The sequence below is a fragment of the Flavobacterium denitrificans DSM 15936 genome, from assembly GCF_000425445.1.
Lineage (GTDB): Bacteria > Bacteroidota > Bacteroidia > Flavobacteriales > Flavobacteriaceae > Flavobacterium > Flavobacterium denitrificans.
Window position 1 is genome coordinate 95,728 of the sequence record NZ_KE384379.1, and the last position, 20,395, is coordinate 116,122.

The window sequence follows — 20,395 nt, forward strand, 5'->3', positions numbered from 1 at the left end:
TTTCAGTCACAGTTTCAGTTTGCAGCTTTTTATAAAAATTCAAATAGTTGTAAACTTTCCAAAAAAAAATAATACTTTTGCTACTCAATCAGCTAAAAAAATGAAAAACTTTAACAACATTATTATCGCTATTATTAGCATTATTGCAATTCAGCAGTAATGGCGAGGTGTTATATAAGTTTGTAAAATATAATTTATAAAAACCTCCCAAAACGGGAGGTTTTTTATTTTAAAAAATAATTAAAAGTCGCCACGAATTACACGAATAAACACGAATTACTTTTTAAGCTTTAAAAATAAAAATTAGTGCTAATTCGTGTAATTCGTGGCAAAAAACAAAACATCATGAGTTTATTCAACGAAGTACTTAATGCAAAAAAGCAACTTGAAAATGTAGTTGCAGCAACGCCTCTTACCCAAAATTTGAATCTTTCAGACGAATTCAAATCGACTATTTTATTAAAAAGAGAAGATTTGCAAATTGTTCGGTCATATAAAATTAGAGGCGCTTACAATAAGATTTCGTCATTAAATGAAAAAGAAAAAGCAAACGGAATTGTTTGTGCCAGCGCAGGAAATCACGCACAAGGTGTAGCATATTCTTGTAATCTTCTTAAAATAAATGGCAAAATTTACATGCCAAAAACCACTCCAAAACAAAAAGTAAAACAAGTACAATTGTTTGGAAAATCATTCGTAGAAATTGTTTTAACAGGAGATACTTTTGATGACGCTTACGCTTCAGCAACTGCAGACGCCCTCAAAAATCATAAAACTTTCATTCACCCTTTTGATGATGAAAAAGTAATTGCAGGCCAAGGAACCGTAGGATTGGAAATATTAGAAAGCTTTAAAGAACCTATAGATTATGTTTTTGTCCCGATTGGCGGCGGTGGATTGGCTTCGGGTTTATCAGAAGTTTTTAAACATTTAAGTCCGAATACTAAAATCATAGGCGTTGAACCAAAAGGCGCGCCTTCGATGAAAACTTCCATAGAAGAAAATAAAAATACCGCATTAAAAACAATCGACAAATTTGTTGATGGCGCTGCGGTAAAACAAGTTGGCGATAAAACTTTTGAAATTTGCCGTTACAATTTAGAAGATATTATTCTGGTTCCAGAAGGCAAAGTCTGCACGACTATTTTGCGTTTGTACAATGAAGAAGCGATGGTTGTAGAACCTGCAGGCGCTTTGACAATTGCTGCTTTGGATTTTTATGCAGATAAAATAAAAGGAAAAAATGTGGTTTGCATTGTCAGCGGAAGCAATAACGACATTGAAAGAACTGCCGAAATAAAAGAGCGTTCCTTACTTTATGAAGGTTTGATGCACTATTTTATGATTCAGTTTCCACAGCGTCCCGGAGCATTGAAAGAATTTGTAAATAATATACTCGGGCCAGACGACGACATCACCTATTTTCAATTTGCAAAGAAAAACAGCCGTGAGGTAGGTTCTGTAGTAGTTGGTTTGGAATTAAAAAACAAAAACGATATTATGCCAATCAAACTGAAAATGACTCAAAACGGCTTCGAATTTCAATATTTGAATGATAATCAAGATTTATTTACGCAATTGATTGGCTAAAATTTCCGAATGATAAATATCATCAATAAACTATACGCGAAATCGTATTTTTGCAATTCAATTTAGAAAGAAAAAAACAATGGAAACTCTTAAAGACATTTCTACCTTAGAAGATATAAAACAAATGGTCAACAGTTTTTACGATAGTGTTCGGAAAGACGACCTTATAGGTCCCATTTTTAATGACAAATTGCAAGATCGTTGGGAACCACATTTACAGAAAATGTATGGTTTTTGGCAGACAATTTTATTTGATGTTCGTGCTTATTCTGGAACTCCATTTCCTCCACATAAGCAACTCCCGGTTGACAAAACTCATTTTGACCGTTGGATTGAACTTTTCAACACTTCAATTGATGCCCAATTTGCTGGTCCGCTAACAGAAGAAGCAAAAATGCGTGCAACGAATATGGCTTTTATGTTCAATCACAAAATTGAATATTTCAGAAATGCTGAAAATGAGTTGAGAAATTCAATTAAGAAATCCTAAAAGTAAATTTCAGAAATTGGCAACATTATTATTATTTAAATAAATTTGGTTGAGTAAAATCCCCTTAACTGAATCTAAATTTTTTTTGATGAAAAAAATAATACTGCTTTTTATAATTTGTTTCGCACTTTTCAATACAATCCAAGCTCAAACAGCGCCTATCTCGAATTTATACAAAGGAACTGTCGACGGAAAAACGCCAATAACTGTTTACATCAAAACAGAAGAAAATCCGTGTACCGCCGACTTAATGTTCACTTCGATGTACCGCTACAACAAATCCAAAAACTGGATTCAGCTGAACATTACTCAAAATAGAAAAGCTGAAAATGAATTCATCATGGTAGAACATGATTTTAGCGGTGTACTTATTTTGAAGAAAACCGGAAATACATTTTCAGGATTATGGATCAGCCCTGATACTAAAAAGCAATTAAAAGTAGATTTGAAAGAAGCTCCAATGACTAAAAAAGAGCTTGAAAACTTTGAAAAGACAATGGAAAAAGTCAATTATGAGAACAATGACTGTTAAAATCCCTTTTCTTTCTACACTATAAAAATCTATAAAAATGCAATAAAATACACTTTCGAGTAAAAATTTTGTGATGAAGTGCAAAAATTAGCGGTCTAAATTCGTAATTTTACATTCTAATCTACAACGTTTTCGAAATGAATGCATCTATAGAAACAAATCCGTTATTGGAGCGATTGCCTAAACATTTAAAGCAATTTATTAAGCCTCAGGATTATAGTGATTATACACCAATTAATCAAGCGGTTTGGCGCTATGTAATGCGTAAAAATGTAGATTATCTTTCTAAAGTTGCTCATCACTCCTATTTAGATGGATTGAAAAAAACCGGAATCGAAATAGATTCTATTCCGAGTATGTACGGAATGAACCGTATTCTTACCGAAATTGGCTGGGCTGCAGTTGCCGTTGACGGATTTATTCCGCCAAATGCTTTTATGGAATTTCAAGCCTACAACGTTTTGGTAATTGCTTCAGATATCAGACAATTAGAACATATTGAATATACACCAGCACCCGATATTATTCACGAAGGTGCCGGCCACGCTCCTATTATTGCCAATCCCGAATATGCAGAATATTTAAGACGTTTTGGCGAAATTGGATGCAAAGCAATTTCTTCTCATAAAGATTATCAAATGTATGAAGCGATTCGTTTGCTTTCGATTTTGAAAGAAGCGGAAGATACTCCACAGGAAAAAATTGACGAAGCTGAAAAAGCAGTTGCCGATTTACAAAACAATATGGGCGAATTGTCTGAAATGGCTCAAATTCGGAATTTACATTGGTGGACAGTTGAATACGGATTAATTGGAACTGTTGAAAATCCAAAAATTTACGGTGCCGGATTACTTTCTTCTATTGGTGAAAGTGCACATTGTATGACAGATAATGTGAAGAAAATCCCTTATGATATTTCGGCTGCGAATCAGAATTTTGACATTACACAGTTGCAACCTCAACTTTATGTTACTCCAACTTTCTCTTATTTGAGTTTAATTCTAGAAGAATTTGCCAATAAAATGGCTTTACGTACTGGAGGGCTTTCTGGAATTCAAAAATTGATTCAGTCAAATGCTTTAGGAACTATTGAACTAAGTACTGGTTTACAAATTTCTGGCGTTTTTACGAATGTAATTGAAGAAGAAGGAAAACCGGTTTACATTCAAACTACTGGAAAAACGGCTTTAGCATATCGCGAAAAAGAATTGGTTGGCCACGGAACTTTAACGCATCCTCACGGATTTGGAAGTCCGATTGGGAAACTAAAAGGTTTCAATTTAGCAATTGAAGATATGAGTCCGAAGGATTTACAGGCTTACAGTATTGTTGAAAATGAAACCGTAAAACTAGAATTTGAAGGCAATATTATTGTTGAAGGAGAAATTATTACAGGTTCCAGAAACCTTCACGGAGAAATTATCTTGATTAGTTTTAGAAATTGTACTGTAACTCATGGCGAAACGATTTTGTTTCAGCCTGATTGGGGAAATTATGATATGGCGATTGGTAAAAAAGTGGTTTCTGCTTTTTCAGGTCCAGCCGATGTGAATAGTTTTGACTTGATTAATATTGTTCCGACAACGAAAACTATTAAAGCAAAACATACTGATGAACGTGATGAATTGGAAGTTTTATACGCAACCGTTCGAAACATCAGAAATAATAAAGATTCAAAAACCGAATTAAAATCTGTTTTTGAGAAAGCTAAAAACAATCATGCTAACGACTGGCTGTTAACTGTTGAAATTGCAGAACTTTTAAAGAATTCTGATGATAAACAACTTCTTCAGGAAGTTTTAGTTCATCTTGATCAATTGAAAGAAAAACGTCCTGAAGTGGCGCATTTGATTTCTGGCGGATTGGATTTGATTTTTGATTCTTTGCCACAAAGTCACTAAGACGCTAAGATTTTTCACGCAGATTTTTTTAATCTCGCAAAGACGCAGAGTCGCAAAGTTTTTACTTAATAAGTTTGCTTTGCGACTCTGCGTCTTTGCGAGATTCTTTTTTTTACAACTTCGAATTCAAATCCTGAGTCAATTCTGTTTCGGACTCAATAGTTTTTCCGTTGTATTGCAACTTCCAGCCCATTGAATTGGTCATAATCAAGATTTTAGACAATTCACTTATTAATCGGTTTTCGGCGTTTGTTTTTAATGAAGATGTTTCGATTTTTTTTGCCAGATTCGCTTTTACCGATTTATTGATTTTATTGTAATCCTCTCCAGTGAACTGATTCATTTGACTTTGTTCAATGTCATAAAACTTAATATCAGGATTGATCGTAATTTCTTCCTTTGGAATATTTAAAATCGTAATTGTTTTGTTTTTTTCATCGATATCGTATTTCATTTTATGCAAATCGTAGGCAACGGTCACATTTGCATTTACGACAACAAGCGCTTTCTTCTCGAAAGAAATCATGTCCATTAAGTATTTCTGCTGATTTTTATATGTAATGACTTCAGAAAAATGTCCTTCGGTGACAACCAATTTACCGACATTAAGAATCTGTTGCTGAATTAAATTGGTATTATACTCAATATCATTATCATCATCTTTTTTGAATTGGCAGAATTTGAAAGCCAGAATTATTAAAAAAACGACTGAAGCTAAAACTAAAATTCTTTTGAGTGTATTTTGCATTACCTATATTTTATTAGACCAATTTACTTCTTTTTTTGAAAAAGTATAGAGATTTTCTACCACAAATTACGCAAATTTCCGCAAATTGCTTTTTTAGAAGACAAGGTAACCTCAAATATAATTTGTGGAAATTTGCGTAATTTGTGGTAAATAAAAAACCATCTAAAATGGATATCCAATAGCAATATTCAAAATCAGGTTTTCTTTTCGCCAAGGTCCGCTTCCAAAATCGATATCTTTAATAACCCATCTTTCGCCGTCAGGCAAATATGGTTTTCGGAGCGGAAAAGCCAAATCAGTTCTTAGAATAAAAAATGACACATCAAATCGTAACCCCACACCCGCACCTACAGCGATTTCTTTCATAAAATCTTTAGAAATTTCTGCTCCTGGTTTATTTGGGTCAGCATTCATAAGCCAAATATTTCCTGCATCAATAAAGGCTGCGCCTTTTACAATACTGAAAAGTTTCGCTCGATATTCAGTACTGAATTCTAGTTTTAAATCTCCCGATTGATCTGGAAGATAATCATTTGTAGTTGGCGCATTATAATAACTTCCTGGCCCAAGAGATCTTGCTCTGAAAGCTCGAATACTGTTCGTTCCTCCCACTACAAATTGTTTGGAAGTTGGCAAAACACTCGAATTTCCATAGGGAATTCCGGCTCCAACAATAATTCGGCTGGCTAATTCACTTTCTTTTCCTAATTTCAAATAATGTCTGAAATCACCTCTTATTTTTGCATATTGACTAAAAGGCACATCAAAGATTTTAATTGTATCGTTCTTTTTGACATTTGCTCCGGTAATTAATCCCGTGACGTTTCCTGCCAAATCTAATTCTCCACTAAAATAAAACGTATTCTTTTTACGTTTTTGCATCGTATTGGTATATGTGTAAGTGTATGTTGGCCCAAAAATCAATTGTTTTTCAATTACTTTTCCTAAAGACGGATCATCTTTAATATCGTCGAGATATTCTTGTGTCACATGATTTGGGCTTACATATGTAATGTCAAACACATTCAATTGATGTTCTTTTCTAGCATTTTCCTTCCATAAATAACCAAAACTAGTTTTAAACGAGTTCAAGGCATACAATTGCGTTCTGTTTTGAAATTCGTAACGAAGTGTTGCTTTTGTCCTTGGAACATATTCACTTGATCCCTCAATATGAAATGGCGTTATAAATCTTGGCCAGGTCAAACTCGTTTCTGTTCCTAATTTATAGATATTTTTGCCTTTATTGACCCCTGCAAGCTGAAAATCGGCACCGCCAAAAACAGAAACAGTCAGTAATTCTGCCCCTTTAAATAAGTTTCGATTGTTCCAGTTTACGTTAAGCTCTGTACCTGTATAACTCGCCGAATTTGTTTTTCCCAAAACCTCAACGCGTATAAATTTCTTTGGTAAAAGCGTTAAATAATAATAAGAATCTAATGCATTTTTTATACTGTCAGAAGTTCTAAATTCATTTTTCACGAAACTGAAAGTACCCAGATTTACAAATCGGTTTAAAGTCAAATTATGATCTTTTCTATTGTATAAATCTCCTTTTTTGAAATAGATTGTTCGATCAAAAACTCTTGGTTTAAAAGTATCGGCCGTATCAATTATGGTAAAATCTTTGTACTGAACAACGTCTTCAGGCTTGTATTTGACGCTGTCTTTTGAAATGGAGAAATTTGGATAAACAATAATTTTATCAATTTTATAAGCCGTCAACGCTTTTGGCGGAGCGTCGTCTTTTATTACCAATTTGATTTTTACTTCGTGATCGCCTTTACTGCTGTCTACTTTAGCCAAAATATAATCGGGATTAAAATAATAATAGCCTTTTTCTTTTAGTCGCGCATCAATTCGTTCTCTTTCGGCTTTTATAACATCCAAATCATACGGATTTCCAACTTTCAATAAACTTCTTCGGCTTGATCTTCCAATTATTCTTGACATTGCCAATGAATCATCAGGAAAAGTCACACTTTTTATGATGTATTGTTTTCTTGGCGTAACGACATATTCTGCCGTAACTCTTTTATTTCGAACAGTCGAATCGGCACTTACACGGGTTTTAAAATACCCTTTGTTTTCGGTAAAATTCCTTAAAACTGATGCATTATAGTCTAAATCTACTTTACTAAAAAGTACAGGTTCTTCACCTACTTTTGTTCGAAGCCAATACCTAAATCCCTTGTCTTTTTTGGGTTGTCCGGCAATATTATAAATCCATAATTTCGGGCGAAGACCTAAAAATTGTTTATTCGGTTTTGGGCGAAGCAAATCTTCAAGCTGATTTTCTAATGCTTTTCGGTCTTTCTTTTTAATGATCGAATCTTTCACTTTTACTGAAGCGCCAGTATAAAGCAAATCGCCTTCGGGCAAATATTTAGTATTACTGCATCCAAAAACAAAAAATAAGGACAGCGTAATAAAATATTTTATATATCTGTTTTTCATATTCTTATGTTTTTATATCAGTGCCTTTAATTTGATCTTCTTCTTTATTCTCTTTTTCCTTCTCTTCTTTTTCCTTTTGTTTTTGTCGTTCTTTACGTAGTTTTTCTTCTCTAATCATTTCCTTTTCTGCTTCAGTGCGATGAAAAAGTTCACGGAATTTATTGTAGCTCATTGTAATAATAAAAGCAATTCCGGTTTCGATGACCTGACCTTCAACTGCCACCTGATACTCGTTTTTACGATACGCACGAAGCATATAACGGCCGTCTTTTGTCAACTGATAATCCAAGGCGACGTCACCCGCAATATTGGTACTTTGTTCATTGGCACGTTCTTGTCCTTCAACTGCAAAACTGCTTCCAACAGTAACTTTCAAACGGTCGTCTAAAAGTTTTTTAGAAACGCCAACATTCAAATCGGTTCTGTTTTCCATTGTTCCAGTCGTGTAATCTTCGGTAGATTCTAAATCAAATTCCAATTGAACCCCGCTGATCAATTCTCCTGCAAAATCATTTAATTGTTGTGACAAAATCTTGCTCACACTTTGTCTGGCCAAAGATTCGGCGCTTGTACCTCCGCTCTCACTCGCAAACGGATTTTCGCCAATAAATCGGTTCAATAATAAAAGCGCAAAAACCTGTTTGTTCATCTCTGCTGGTTCTTGTCTTAATTGTTCTAATTTTGTACGAGATAAGTCTATAATATTAGAAGAAACTCCATAATTGCCTTCCGGAAGAACAATGTCAAAAGTGATTTCCGGTTTCAATAATTCGCCATTCATTTTTAGATGCGTCTCAAAAGGTATTTTTTGTTTGTAAGTATTTTTCTCTGCCTGAGTTTTATCTCCTAATTGATTTCCAAGCAAATCAATAGGCGCGGTTTCTACTTTATAAATCGCCGTAATATTCAAAGTCGCCATTGTAGGTTCGCCATTCCAAGTAATCGAGCTTCCTTTCTGAATATTGAATTTTCTTCGGATCATGTTGAAATTCATTTCATATGCTCCATCCGTAAATTCATATTTACCCGTTAAAGTTGTTTTTCCCGAAGGATCAATTCCTCCCGTTAATTGCGCTTCGCCTTTCAAGTTTAGATAATCGCCATTTCCTTTATCGATAATCAAAGTAAGTTCTGCTTCTTTATCAATTGAAATATCAACACTGACATCCATTCCAATTAATTCTGACTGATTTAGCTTTTTCTGCATTTCGGCAGTTTGTCTCAAATATTGATTGTCCTCGTCAACAAATTCTACAATTCCTTCTCTATCAGCAATCGAAGGATCTGATTGTGGCAAAACAACCGTAAATTTGGTTTCTTTATTGACTTTAATATTTCCGCCAACAACAGGATTTTCAAGCGTTCCTTTTACATTTAGTTTTGTATCCAAAAACAAATCTCCGTAAAACAAATCATTATCTGTTGCCTTAGAATGAATTGCTCTAAAATCATCGGCTGTAATGGTTAATCCAAAATTATATTTTCTGAAATCAGGTGACTCAATAGTACCATCAAGCGACAATTCGTTATCATTTTCGTCCTGAAGTGTAAATTTGTCAAAAGTGATTACGCCGTCATTAAAAGTGATTTTTTCCTGATCTGTTTTAAAATACGAATTCAGTTGTGTCACTCTGAAACCTGTGTCATTAAAATTAAGTTCTCCGTTAATTTTTGGCGCATCAGTCGTACCCTGAATTTTAAAATTACCTGATAAATAACCTGTTCCTTCAGAAATATTATCCATACTGAAACCCTGAATACTTTTGATATTCAATTTATTTATCGCCACATCAAAATCAAAAGTTCCGGCCTCAATTGCATAATCTCCAGTCAGATTGACATCGTTTCCTTCGTCACTTAATTGCACATTTGCAGTAAGAATGTTAGCCGTTTTATTATCGACTTTTACTTCTAAATCGCCAACTTTATCACCTTTAAAAGTAAAATCATCAATTTTTAAATCGGACGTAAAAGTAGGTTTTGTCATTACGTTTTCGACAACCGCATTTCCGTTAATCAAACCTTGCATGAGCAATTTGTCTTTTTTGACAATGTTCATGATAGTTTCGATTTTGAAGTTCACAAAATCAACTTGAATTGGCGCATTGTTTTGCGTTCCTTGCGATTGAATTTTCAGTTCATTTCCGTCATTTTCAAGGAAAAACTTGTTAATATAAAGCTGATTTTTTCCAAATTCAATTGCGTTTTCGGGATCGATTTTCCATTTGTCATAATTTAAAACGAAATTTTCAGCATCGATTTTGAAGATGTTTTTAGAATCTTCTGCTTTAAATTGACCACCAACAAAATACTGTTGTTTGTCTTTGGCATCTTTTATTTCGAGCGCATAATCCAAAATATTATTCGCTACTTTTCCAGACAAACTAGTAAACGGAATTTTTAAAGAACCGCTTTCAATTGTCGCAACCGAAATAGTGTATTCTAATGCATTTTCTTTAGTTTCAATATTTATTTTTCCGTCAGAAATGGTATTATCTGTATAAACAATTCTCGGAATAGTTCCTTTTATTTCTAAAGAATCAGCAACATTATTATATTTTCCGGTGATTTTAATGGGCTCTAAACCTGTAAGTTTCGGAATTAATTTGAACAAAATCGGATCGTTATCAACCGTCAAAGTAAAAGCCAATCTTTGTTCGTCTGATTCACCATTTACTTTCGGATTTTTCAAATCAATATATTTTGACAATGATTTTTTTATTGCCGATGTTAAAGTCGTCAATTTGTATTTTCCGTCAACTTCGGCTTTTAAAAACTGTGACGAAATTTTGATATTATTTCGAGTATTATCTGAAAACGCAATCACTCGAACCGAATCTAAAACAATTGGTTCCTTGTCCTGCAAAATTTGAATGTTTGAAAGAAACACTTTTCCGTTCAGAAAATCGGGATTGCTGTTGGCGATATCAGCATCGACATTTCCTCGAAGTTTCATTGGCCCGGCGTGAAGATTCAGTTTTTCTAAATCGGCTATATCTAAATTCAATTTTAGTTTTATTGCCGGATATTTCTCTTTTGTATTTCCGCTCGCAACCAAATCAAAATTCAAATTCGGATCTTTCATTCCTGATTTTACATCAAAAGATCCATTTTCGATATTTCCTTTTAATGCTAAATCTTTGTAGGTATATTTATTAAAAACAGCTTTTTGAACCAATCCGTCAACTACTGCATTTGCAGTTTTTGGGTCCAAACCAGTTCCTTTAACTTTCGCTTTAAGCGTAATTTTCCCGATTGAATCGTTTTTTATTAATCGACCAACATTGAAATCCAACAAATAAACCGTGGCATCGTATTTCTCTCTTTTTTTGACACGCTGATCAAATAACGCATCAACTTTTGCATTTCCGAAACTACTGTTTAAAGCCAGATTTGTTTTGAAATTCTGAACCGAACCTTTAAATTTTCCCTGTAAACTTAATTGTTGCGGAATTTGAATATTCGTCGGAATTGTTCCTTTCGGCACAAAACCATAAATGTCTTTTGAAGTGCTCGAAAGTTTTTTGATATTCAAATCGTAATAGGCTTTTTGAGCATCAGGCAGGCCTTTTATTTTCCCCGAAAGGGAAACTTTTGTAGTTCCAATTCCACTCATTTCGAACAACGGAATATCCAAATCTTTTACTTTTCCGCTCAAACGTGTGTTGATCGCCAAAACAGCATTTGGACTACTTTTAAACGGATTTGTCTTTTGCAAATCAGGCGCGAACAACAAAATGTCTTTGAAACCAATTTTTGAATTCTTTACATTAGCTTCAATCGAAAGGTTTCCAAGATCTTTTTGAAGCGCTTTGAGCGATTTATATTCGACTTTAATTTTATCCTGAAGAAGCGTTTGCGGTGTTTTTAGATATAAATTATTCAGATACGCATTTTTTGGTCCGTAGAAAAAATCGGTTTTTAAAGCCTGAATATTTAAACCTCTTTTTTCATTTACCGCCAAAGATTTAATGTTTCCTGAAATCGTATCGTTTGCGTAATACAATTTTTCAGCCTGAAAATTAAACTTATCCAAATCCAAATGACTGTAATCTAAACCTTTTGCAACTGGTTTAGACTGCATATCATCAAATTTGAATGCAACATTTTGAATGTCAATTTTATTTAGTTTTGCTTTCCAACCCGCTTGTTTTATGGCTGTTGTATCTAAACTTGGAGTTTGAATTTGTTTTTCTTTTGCTCCTAATCTTAGATTTCCGCTAAGATTTTTTAGTTCTAAAGTATCGAAATCTAAAAGTTGTTTGTTCAAATCGATTTCATTAAAAGACAAATTTAGATTTCCGAGTTTTATACCCGAATCTAATTTTGAATCTTTATTATCGTACGCAATATCAATTTTTGACAAACTGATTTTTCCGAGTTTTAATTTGAAATCTGGTCGCTTGGAAATAGTATCAACTGTTTTTACTGAAACTTCAGCAATTTGCTCGACAACATCCTGATTTAAAACCAATTTTAATCCGTCAAGATCAATATTCGGAATATCAAAATTCATTTTGTCTAAATCGAATTCCTTGAATTTTGTGTCAAAATGAGTCAGTTTTACGCGAATATCATTTTTAGAAAAATCATCTTTAAAATTGAATTTGATATTATCTAAATTGACTTTTACAACCGAAATTTTAAACGGTTTTGCATTTGGATCTTCAACTTTTGGTTCTTTTGATTCGAATGCTTTTATGATATAATCGAAGTTGAAAACGCCGTCTTTATTTCGCGAAATGTTAGCTGTGGTATTTTCTAAAGAAACCGAATTGATTTCGAGTTCACTGCTAACCAGTTTAAAAAGATCAACATCGAGTTCTAATCGTTTACCTGCCAGTAAAGTATCTTTTTTTTGATCTTCAAAATAGAAACCTTCCAAGACTACATCTTTTGGAAATTTGATCGAAATATGATCTAATGAAACTTTGGTTTTAATCTTTTTATGAAGGTAAGAAACCGCTTTGTCCTTAACAAAATTCTGGACAGACGGAACCTGAATTAAAACAATTAAAAGCAATAAAAGCGCAACCACAGAACCCACGCACCAAAGCAGTACACGAAGTGTTTTTTTTAGAAAATGAATTGATTTCTTATTCATACGTCAGCAAAACACGATTAGATTAATTGCGATTTTATAAGGCTGTAATTATTCAGTTTACAAAATTGTAGATTTTAAATCTTAACAATTTACACAATTATCCGCAATTATTCTAAAATTTTACTGTGAAATGGTTAATTTTCGGTTCTTACTTTAGCCAAAGGTTGAATAAAACTTTGCGCCTTTGCGTCTTTGCGAGACTAAAAAAAGTCTGTTTTAATAGCTTAGAAATAATCTCGCAAAGACGCAAAGGCGCAAAGAAAATTTTAGAATTTGATTTGTGGAAGTTTTTCTCCTAAAAGATTTATTTTCTTTTGAAGGTTTACCAAGAATTTTTGATGCTGTTCTGATTCTGGATTGAAGCTTCTGTGGCGTAAACTTTTTTGAATTTCGTCAACTTCCTGCATTACCGAAATGCTTTCTTGTGCAATGTAATTTTCACTGAAAAGTTTCCAAATATAATCAATCGCGATTTGGTTCGGATGAAGCATATCTTCGGCATAAAAACGATAATCGCGAAGTTCATCCATCATGATTTCGTACGACGGAAAGTAGTCAAAAGTCGAAAGTCGAAAGTCAAAAGTTTGATGTAGCGCCGTGAATAAATGTGATTTGCTTAATTGATTTTCGACAAAACCATCTTTTATGTGGCGAACTGGCGAAACTGTGAAAATGAAATTTATGTTTGGATTTATTGTCTGAATTAAATCGATTGTGTTTTGAATGCTTTTCTGAATTAATTCTGCCGACAATAATTCTTTTGAGAATTGTTTTTGAGGCACTTTATGGCAATTCGCTACAATTTCTTCGCTTTTGAGATTTTTGTAAATCCAGGAAGTTCCGTATGTGATGATAATATGCGTGGCTTCTTTTAATTGTTTATTGGTTTCTGTAATTGCTTTATTTAAAGTTTCAAGCAATTCTTGTCGGTCAGAATTACTTAAATCGGAATGCACTTCATAAGAATGCCAGCGTTCGTTGTGAAAAAAAACGTCTTTTTCCTGATAAAAATCCAATGCACAAACTCTTTGAAATATTTTCTCAATTGAAACCGGATTAAAAATAATCCCAAACGGATTCGTTTCATTCTGAAACTTAAAATAATCGAATTTCTCGGCAATATTTTCTGCAAAACAAGATCCAACAGAAAGTATTTTCGAATTATAATCGATTGGATTATTACTTTTTGAAATTGGAATTTGGGTTCTGAATTGCATGAGATTTTATTTGAACACGAATTTCGCCAATTATCAGCAATAAAAAAACCAAATACATGAAGTATTTGGTTTTAATAAACATTATTTATAATTAATAAGTGTACTCGTGTATTGCATCAACAGTTACACCATCTTGTCCATAAAGCGTTTCTTTAGTTGGATATCCTTTATCATTGTATTCGTATACTGTTTTTCTAGAATATGAACTATTATCTCCTGAATAAGTATATGTATGCTTGGTCAAATTATTAACACTGCTATTGTCTGCATCTATTAATAAATTGTAGCCTAAAACATTTTTAAATGGACTGTTTTTTATATCATACTCATAAAGACTAGTGCGAACTGAACTTACTCCTGAGGGCTGATCAGTAGCAACCATCTTAACCAAATTACCATTCTGAAAAGTATACACCTCTAAATAATCATTTTTGCTTTCAATTCCTGTTGTTGGATTTATACTATAGACTTCTCTTTTAACAGTACCGTCTGGATTATATGTGTAAACATATCTACCTTTATATTGACCAAACGGGTATTGAGAAGTGAATTTTCTTGCATATAACGTAGATGTTAATTTTCCGTTTGTATAAGAAAATGATTGTTCTTCTCTTTTATCACCTGTGATCTCATACTCTATAGATTTAACAATAACATTTCCTTCATAAGTAAAAATAGTTTTAGTTTCTTCATCAATAGAACTTACTATTTTATTACCATCATATGTGATAATTGAAGTTGTATTTTCCAAAGGATAGTCTGGCTCAGAAAATTTAATTGTTTTTGGCAAAATCACCACTTCATTTTTTCCCGAATCATCATCATTTGATGAGCAAGAAGTAATTATTAGAGCTAAAGCTCCAAAAAGGAATAGAATTTTTTTCATTATGAAAATATTAGGTTTAATAATTTTAACAAAATTATCTTAAATTTATAATTTAATAAGAAAAATAAGCTTTTTAAGTATTACAATAAGACATAATCAAACTTCTTGAAGAATTTGACTATCAAAAAAAATTACATTTTTAATAACAAAAATGAACTTCACAAACCCAAACAATTGCTTACTTTTGCATCTTCCACTTTTCTAAAAAATCATATGAAATTATTATATTCTTATATAATCAAACACAAAATGCTTTTATTTTTTGCTTTGATTATGGCCTCAATCAACATTTGTTTCAGCTTATCAGATTCTATTATTACCGGTAAATTAATGCAGGACTGCGGTGTTGGTTTACACAAATACGATGGAAATGCGACTGGTTTTATCAAATCGTTATCTTTCTGGCTTGGGCTTTCGCTTGGAGCCGCAATGGTTTCAAGAATTACTAAAAACTTTCAGGATTATTTTACCAATGTTGTCATTCAGAGAACTGGTGCTCAAATGTATACTGACGGAATCAAAAAATCACTTGATCTTCCTTATGCCGAATTTGAAGATCAGCGAAGCGGTGAAACTTTGAGCAAATTGACTAAAGTTAGAATTGATTCTGAAAAACTGATCACGCTTGCAATTTCCTTGATTTTCCAAACTATTATCGGTTTCATCTTTGTTATCGTTTATGTTGCTAGCATCGATTACAGAATTTCGATTATCTTTTTGATTACTGCGCCAATTATTGCTTTAGTAAGTTCTTATTTGGGTAAAAAAATTAAAATTGTTTCTAAGAAAATTGTAAATCAAACCAATGCATTGGCAGGTTCTACAACAGAGAGTTTGCGAAACATTGAGCTTGTAAAAAGTCTTGGCTTAACCTATCAGGAAGAAAAACGTTTGAACTTAAATACTTTTAAAATTCTGCAATTAGAATTAGAAAAAGTACGTTTCATCAGAAGTTTAAGTTTTATTCAGGGAACCACAGTTCACTTTTTGAGAACTTGTGTCGTGTTCACTTTGTATTATTTCCTATTTGGAGGAAAAATTATTGTAGGTGATTTATTGACAATGGTTTTCTTTACTTTCTTCATTTTTGGTCCGTTGCAGGAATTAGGGAATTTTATTATTGTTTTAAACGAAACTAAGGTTTCGATGGAGAATTTCAAAAATCTGTTGAATGCTCCAAAGGAATTCCGTCCAAAAACTCCAAAACACGTGGGAGCAATTCAGAAATTGCTTTTCACAAATGTGAGTTTTCAGCACAGAACTGCCAAATTCAAAGCGGTCGAAAATATCAATTTTGAAATCAAGCAAGGACAAACCGTTGCCTTTGTTGGACCGTCTGGATCTGGGAAAACGACTTTGGTAAAACTATTAGTTGGACTTTACACGCCTGCGGAAGGTCAGGTTTTATATAATGATATTGATTCGACTGAAATTGATTTATTAGATTTAAGAAAACAATTAGGTTTTGTAACGCAAGATGCGCAGTTATTCTCTGGAACAATTCGCGAAAATTTATTATTCGTTAAGCCAAATGCCAGCGATGAAGATTTGTATGATGCATTAAAAAGAGCAAGTTGCGACAAACTTCTTAAACGTGCTGAAGATGGCTTAAACACCACAATTGGCGAAGGCGGAATCAAAGTTTCTGGTGGAGAAAAACAGCGTTTATCAATCGCGAGAGCTATTTTAAGAAATCCGAATTTATTGATTTTTGATGAAGCAACTTCTGCTTTGGATTCAATTACCGAAGAAGAAATCAACGCGACAATCCGAAATATTTCAGACAAAAATAGAATTACAGTTTTAATTGCCCACCGTTTGTCAACCGTAATGCATGCTGACAGGATTTTTGTTCTAGAGCAAGGTAAAATCATCGAGCAAGGAAAACATGATGATTTGATTGTGGAGAAAGGGCTTTATTATGCGATGTGGCGCCAGCAGATTGGCGAAAGAAAATAATTGCGCGTAAAGAATCTCGCAAAGTCGCAGAGTCGCAAAGTTTTTTATAGGCTTTGCGACTCTGTTTTTTTATTTAAGTCTTTAAGTGTTTTATTAAAGATTTGAAACTACTCGTTTTATTCCGAATTTGATAATTGACACATTGAAATTTATAAGCAAACCTAATTTCATTTTTGTGATTTTGAGATACGTAAGAATTTGTTTTGCGTGGATATCTGTCAATTGTTCAATTGATTTAATCTCTAGAATTACTTTGTTTTCTACTATTAAATCAGCTCGAAAACCGATATCCAGATTTATTTGATCCCAAATCACGGGTAAAGTTTTTTGTCTTTCTACAGTTAATCCTCTTTTAGTTAATTCATGATGTAAAATTGCTTCATAAACAGATTCCAATAAACCAGGTCCTAATTTCACATGAATTTTATAACAAACATCAACCACAACAGCTGAAATTTCATTTTTCAGTCATTTTTATTTTTTTTTAAGTATAAACTTACAAATTTAAAACTTAAAATAAAAAAGTCGCAAAGCATAAAATACTTTGCGACTCTGCGTCTTTGCGAGATTAAAAACATCATCAACATCACAAACAAAATTTTAGCAATTAAATTAAAGCCAAAAAAAAGTCGCAAAGCTTAAAAAAAAACTTTGCGACTCTGCGTCTTTGCGAGATTAAAAAATTACTTCACGAAATCAACCGCTTTTGATAAAGCTTCAGCAATTCCGTCAACATTTTTACCTCCTGCAGTAGCGAAGAAAGGCTGACCTCCTCCTCCTCCTTGGATATATTTTCCTAATTCGCGAACAACTTGTCCAGCGTTTAAGTTTTTCTCAGCTACAATTTCTTTAGAGATATAACAAGTCAACATTGGTTTTCCTTCATGAGCCGTTGCGAAAACTACAAATAGGTTATGATAAGAATTACCTAATTCGTACGCCAAATCTTTTGCTCCTTCCGGATTTAAGTCAACTTGTTTTGCCAAGAATTGAACTCCGTTGATTTCCTGTAATTCTTTTGCCAAATCCGCTTTCATATTTTTAGCTTTATCTTTTAATAAAGCTTCCAATTGTTTTTTCAACTGAGCATTTTCGTCTTGCAATGCCAAGATTGATTTTACCGGATCTTGAGCATTTTTAAGCGCTTCTTTAATTTCATTTAAAGAAACAGCCTGAGACTCAAAATATTCTTTTGCAGCTTCACTTGTAATTGCTTCAATTCTTCTAATTCCCGCTGCAACAGCTCCTTCAGAAACAATTTTAAAGTGCCAGATGTCAGATGTATTCGCAACGTGTGTTCCTCCGCATAATTCGACAGAATCACCAAATTTAATGGTACGAACTAAGTCGCCGTATTTCTCACCAAACAATGCAATTGCTCCATCTTCAAGAGCTTGCTCTTTCGGAATGGCTCTTTTTTCGATTAATGGCAAACTCTCACGAATCCTTGCATTTACAAAGTTTTCAACTTCTGCTAATTCTTCATCAGTAACTTTAGAGAAATGAGAAAAGTCAAAACGTAACGAAGCATTTCTTACCATCGAACCTTTTTGCTCAATATGCGTTCCTAAAATCTTGCGCAAACCTTGGTGCAACAAGTGTGTAGCCGAGTGGTTTGACGAAGTTTTAGCTCTTTGCAAAGCATCCACAACAGCATTAAAAGTTGCCGTAATATTTTCTGGCAACGATTGTGTCAAATGTATCGTTTGGTTATTTTCCTTCTTTGTATCAATGATATAAATGATATCTCCGTTTTGAGCTTCAAGATATCCTTTGTCACCCGTTTGTCCTCCGCTTTCTCCATAAAAAGGAGTTGCATTGAAAACCAATTGGAAAATCTCTCCATCTTTTGCACTTTCAACTCTTCTGTATTTTGTGATTTTAACTTGTTGAGATAATCTATCATATCCAACAAATTCCTGAATATCATCTTCAACAATTACATTCCAATCTCCAGCCGTTACTTTAGAAGCCGCACGAGATCTTTCTTTTTGCAATTGCAATTGTTCCTGAAACCCTTTTTCATCTAATTTCAATCCTTTTTCTGAAAGAATCAAAGCTGTTAAATCGATTGGGAAACCGTATGTATCATACAATTCGAAAGCTTTTTTACCATCGATTGTATCTCCTTGATTATTTAAAATTACAGCATCTAAAAGAATCAATCCTTGATCTAGTGTACGCAAGAAAGAGTTTTCTTCTTCACGAATAACATTTGAACAAAGTGCTTTCTGCGTTCTGATTTCCGGGAAAGAATCTCCCATTTGCTCACTTAAAGTTTCAACTAATTTGAAAATAAATGGCTCTTTAGTATTTAAGAAAGTAAATCCGTAACGAATTGCACGACGCAAAATTCTTCTAATGACATAACCAGCTCCTGTGTTAGATGGTAATTGACCATCAGCAATAGCAAAAGCTACCGCACGAACGTGATCTGCCACTACACGAATAGCAATATTCATTTTATTTTGTTCTTCACTAATGCCTGTTACATCGTTAGTTGTATATTTTGCACCTGTAATGGTTTCGATTTCTCGAATTAAAGGCATGAAAACATCTGTATCATAATTAGATGTTTTTCCTTGTAAAGCCATACACAAACGCTCAAATCCCATTCCGGTATCTACGTGCTGCGCTGGAAGTTTTTCTAGCGAACCATCTGCTTTACGGTTGAATTCCATGAATACATTATTCCAGATTTCAACTACTTGCGGGTGATCATTATTTACTAAGCTCTTCCCAGACACTAATGCTTTTTCTTCTTCAGAACGTAAATCAACGTGAATTTCAGAACAAGGTCCGCATGGTCCTTGATCTCCCATTTCCCAGAAATTATCTTTTTTATTTCCAAGAATAATTCGGTCTTCAGCGATTAGAGTTTTCCAGATATCCCAAGCTTCTTGGTCAAAAGGAACATTATCTTCTTTGCTTCCTTCAAAAACAGAAACGTAAAGGTTTTCTTTTGGTATTTTATAAACCTCTGTCAATAATTCCCAAGCCCAGTTGATGGCTTCTTTTTTGAAATAATCACCAAAAGACCAGTTACCTAACATTTCAAACATAGTGTGGTGGTACGTATCAATACCAACCTCCTCAAGATCATTATGTTTTCCTGAAACACGAAGACATTTTTGCGTATCGGCTATTCTTGGACTTTTTGGAGTTCCGTTCCCTAAGAAAAATTCTTTAAACTGGGCCATTCCCGAGTTATTGAACATTAAGGTTGGATCGTCTTTAAGCACAATAGGAGCTGAAGGAACAATAGTATGCCCTTTACTCTCAAAAAAATCTAAAAATTGTTTACGTACGTCTTGTGATTTCATGTTTTATAATGAGATAATGTGATAATGTGTCAATTAGATAATTCATTAATCTGAAAATCTGATGTTTAGATTTTTTAATTAAAAAACTTAAAATTCATAACAATAAATTTCGTTTTTAATACATTATCTAATTATCAAATTGACTCAATTATCTAATTATTTAATTCTTGTAAAAAAGCTTCGGACAA

12 protein-coding genes are annotated in these 20,395 nt (G+C 33.3%); 5 read left to right on the forward strand and 7 right to left on the reverse strand.

All coding sequences use genetic code 11. From position 1 onward, the window contains the following. The first annotated feature begins 345 nt into the window (after positions 1–345). From ilvA to H600_RS0120080, 4 genes are all read left to right on the forward strand, one after another. Positions 346–1,590 (forward strand): threonine ammonia-lyase IlvA, encoded by a 1,245-nt coding sequence (gene ilvA, locus H600_RS0120065; protein ID WP_026730466.1) that lies wholly within the window; start codon positions 346–348, stop codon positions 1,588–1,590. 79 nt (positions 1,591–1,669) lie between these two features. Beyond that, a complete protein-coding gene (locus H600_RS0120070; RefSeq protein ID WP_026730467.1) occupies positions 1,670–2,080 on the forward strand; it encodes a group III truncated hemoglobin in 411 nt (136 codons plus the stop codon). Between the two features lie 88 nt (positions 2,081–2,168). Continuing rightward, positions 2,169–2,612 carry a hypothetical protein gene (locus tag H600_RS0120075; RefSeq protein WP_026730468.1) on the forward strand — a complete coding sequence of 148 codons (444 nt, stop codon included), beginning with the start codon at positions 2,169–2,171 and terminating at the stop codon, positions 2,610–2,612. Positions 2,613–2,749: 137 nt separating this feature from the next. Next, positions 2,750–4,513, forward strand: a complete 1,764-nt coding sequence (locus H600_RS0120080) for an aromatic amino acid hydroxylase (protein WP_026730469.1) — start codon at positions 2,750–2,752, stop codon at positions 4,511–4,513. Positions 4,514–4,625: 112 nt separating this feature from the next. Here the strand turns inward: H600_RS0120080 and H600_RS0120085 are convergent, their stop codons facing one another. From H600_RS0120085 to H600_RS0120105, 5 genes are all read right to left on the reverse strand, one after another. Next, a complete protein-coding gene (locus tag H600_RS0120085) occupies positions 4,626–5,261 on the reverse strand; it encodes a DUF4230 domain-containing protein (protein WP_026730470.1) in 636 nt (211 codons plus the stop codon). Positions 5,262–5,423: 162 nt separating this feature from the next. Continuing rightward, on the reverse strand, positions 5,424–7,718 hold the full coding sequence (tamL, locus tag H600_RS0120090) for a translocation and assembly module lipoprotein TamL (protein WP_026730471.1): 2,295 nt from the start codon (positions 7,716–7,718) through the stop codon (positions 5,424–5,426). 4 nt (positions 7,719–7,722) lie between these two features. Then, positions 7,723–12,822, reverse strand: coding sequence for a translocation/assembly module TamB domain-containing protein (locus H600_RS0120095; protein ID WP_026730472.1), 5,100 nt, complete (start codon positions 12,820–12,822; stop codon positions 7,723–7,725). Positions 12,823–13,088: 266 nt separating this feature from the next. Continuing rightward, the gene (locus H600_RS0120100) at positions 13,089–14,039 is read right to left on the reverse strand and encodes a GSCFA domain-containing protein (protein WP_026730473.1); all 951 of its coding nucleotides are present in this window, start codon (positions 14,037–14,039) and stop codon (positions 13,089–13,091) included. Positions 14,040–14,130: 91 nt separating this feature from the next. After that, a complete protein-coding gene (locus H600_RS0120105) occupies positions 14,131–14,925 on the reverse strand; it encodes a hypothetical protein (protein ID WP_026730474.1) in 795 nt (264 codons plus the stop codon). Between the two features lie 213 nt (positions 14,926–15,138). On the opposite strand from H600_RS0120105, the gene H600_RS0120110 reads away from it, so the two are divergent. Beyond that, the gene (locus H600_RS0120110) at positions 15,139–16,884 is read left to right on the forward strand and encodes an ABC transporter ATP-binding protein (RefSeq protein ID WP_026730475.1); all 1,746 of its coding nucleotides are present in this window, start codon (positions 15,139–15,141) and stop codon (positions 16,882–16,884) included. Between the two features lie 93 nt (positions 16,885–16,977). Here H600_RS0120110 and H600_RS0120115 read toward each other — a convergent pair whose 3' ends face one another. Continuing rightward, positions 16,978–17,352, reverse strand: coding sequence for a GxxExxY protein (locus tag H600_RS0120115; RefSeq protein ID WP_026730476.1), 375 nt, complete (start codon positions 17,350–17,352; stop codon positions 16,978–16,980). A 215-nt stretch (positions 17,353–17,567) separates the two neighbouring features. After that, on the reverse strand, positions 17,568–20,207 hold the full coding sequence (alaS, locus tag H600_RS0120120; protein WP_026730477.1) for an alanine--tRNA ligase: 2,640 nt from the start codon (positions 20,205–20,207) through the stop codon (positions 17,568–17,570). Positions 20,208–20,395: the final 188 nt, after the last annotated feature.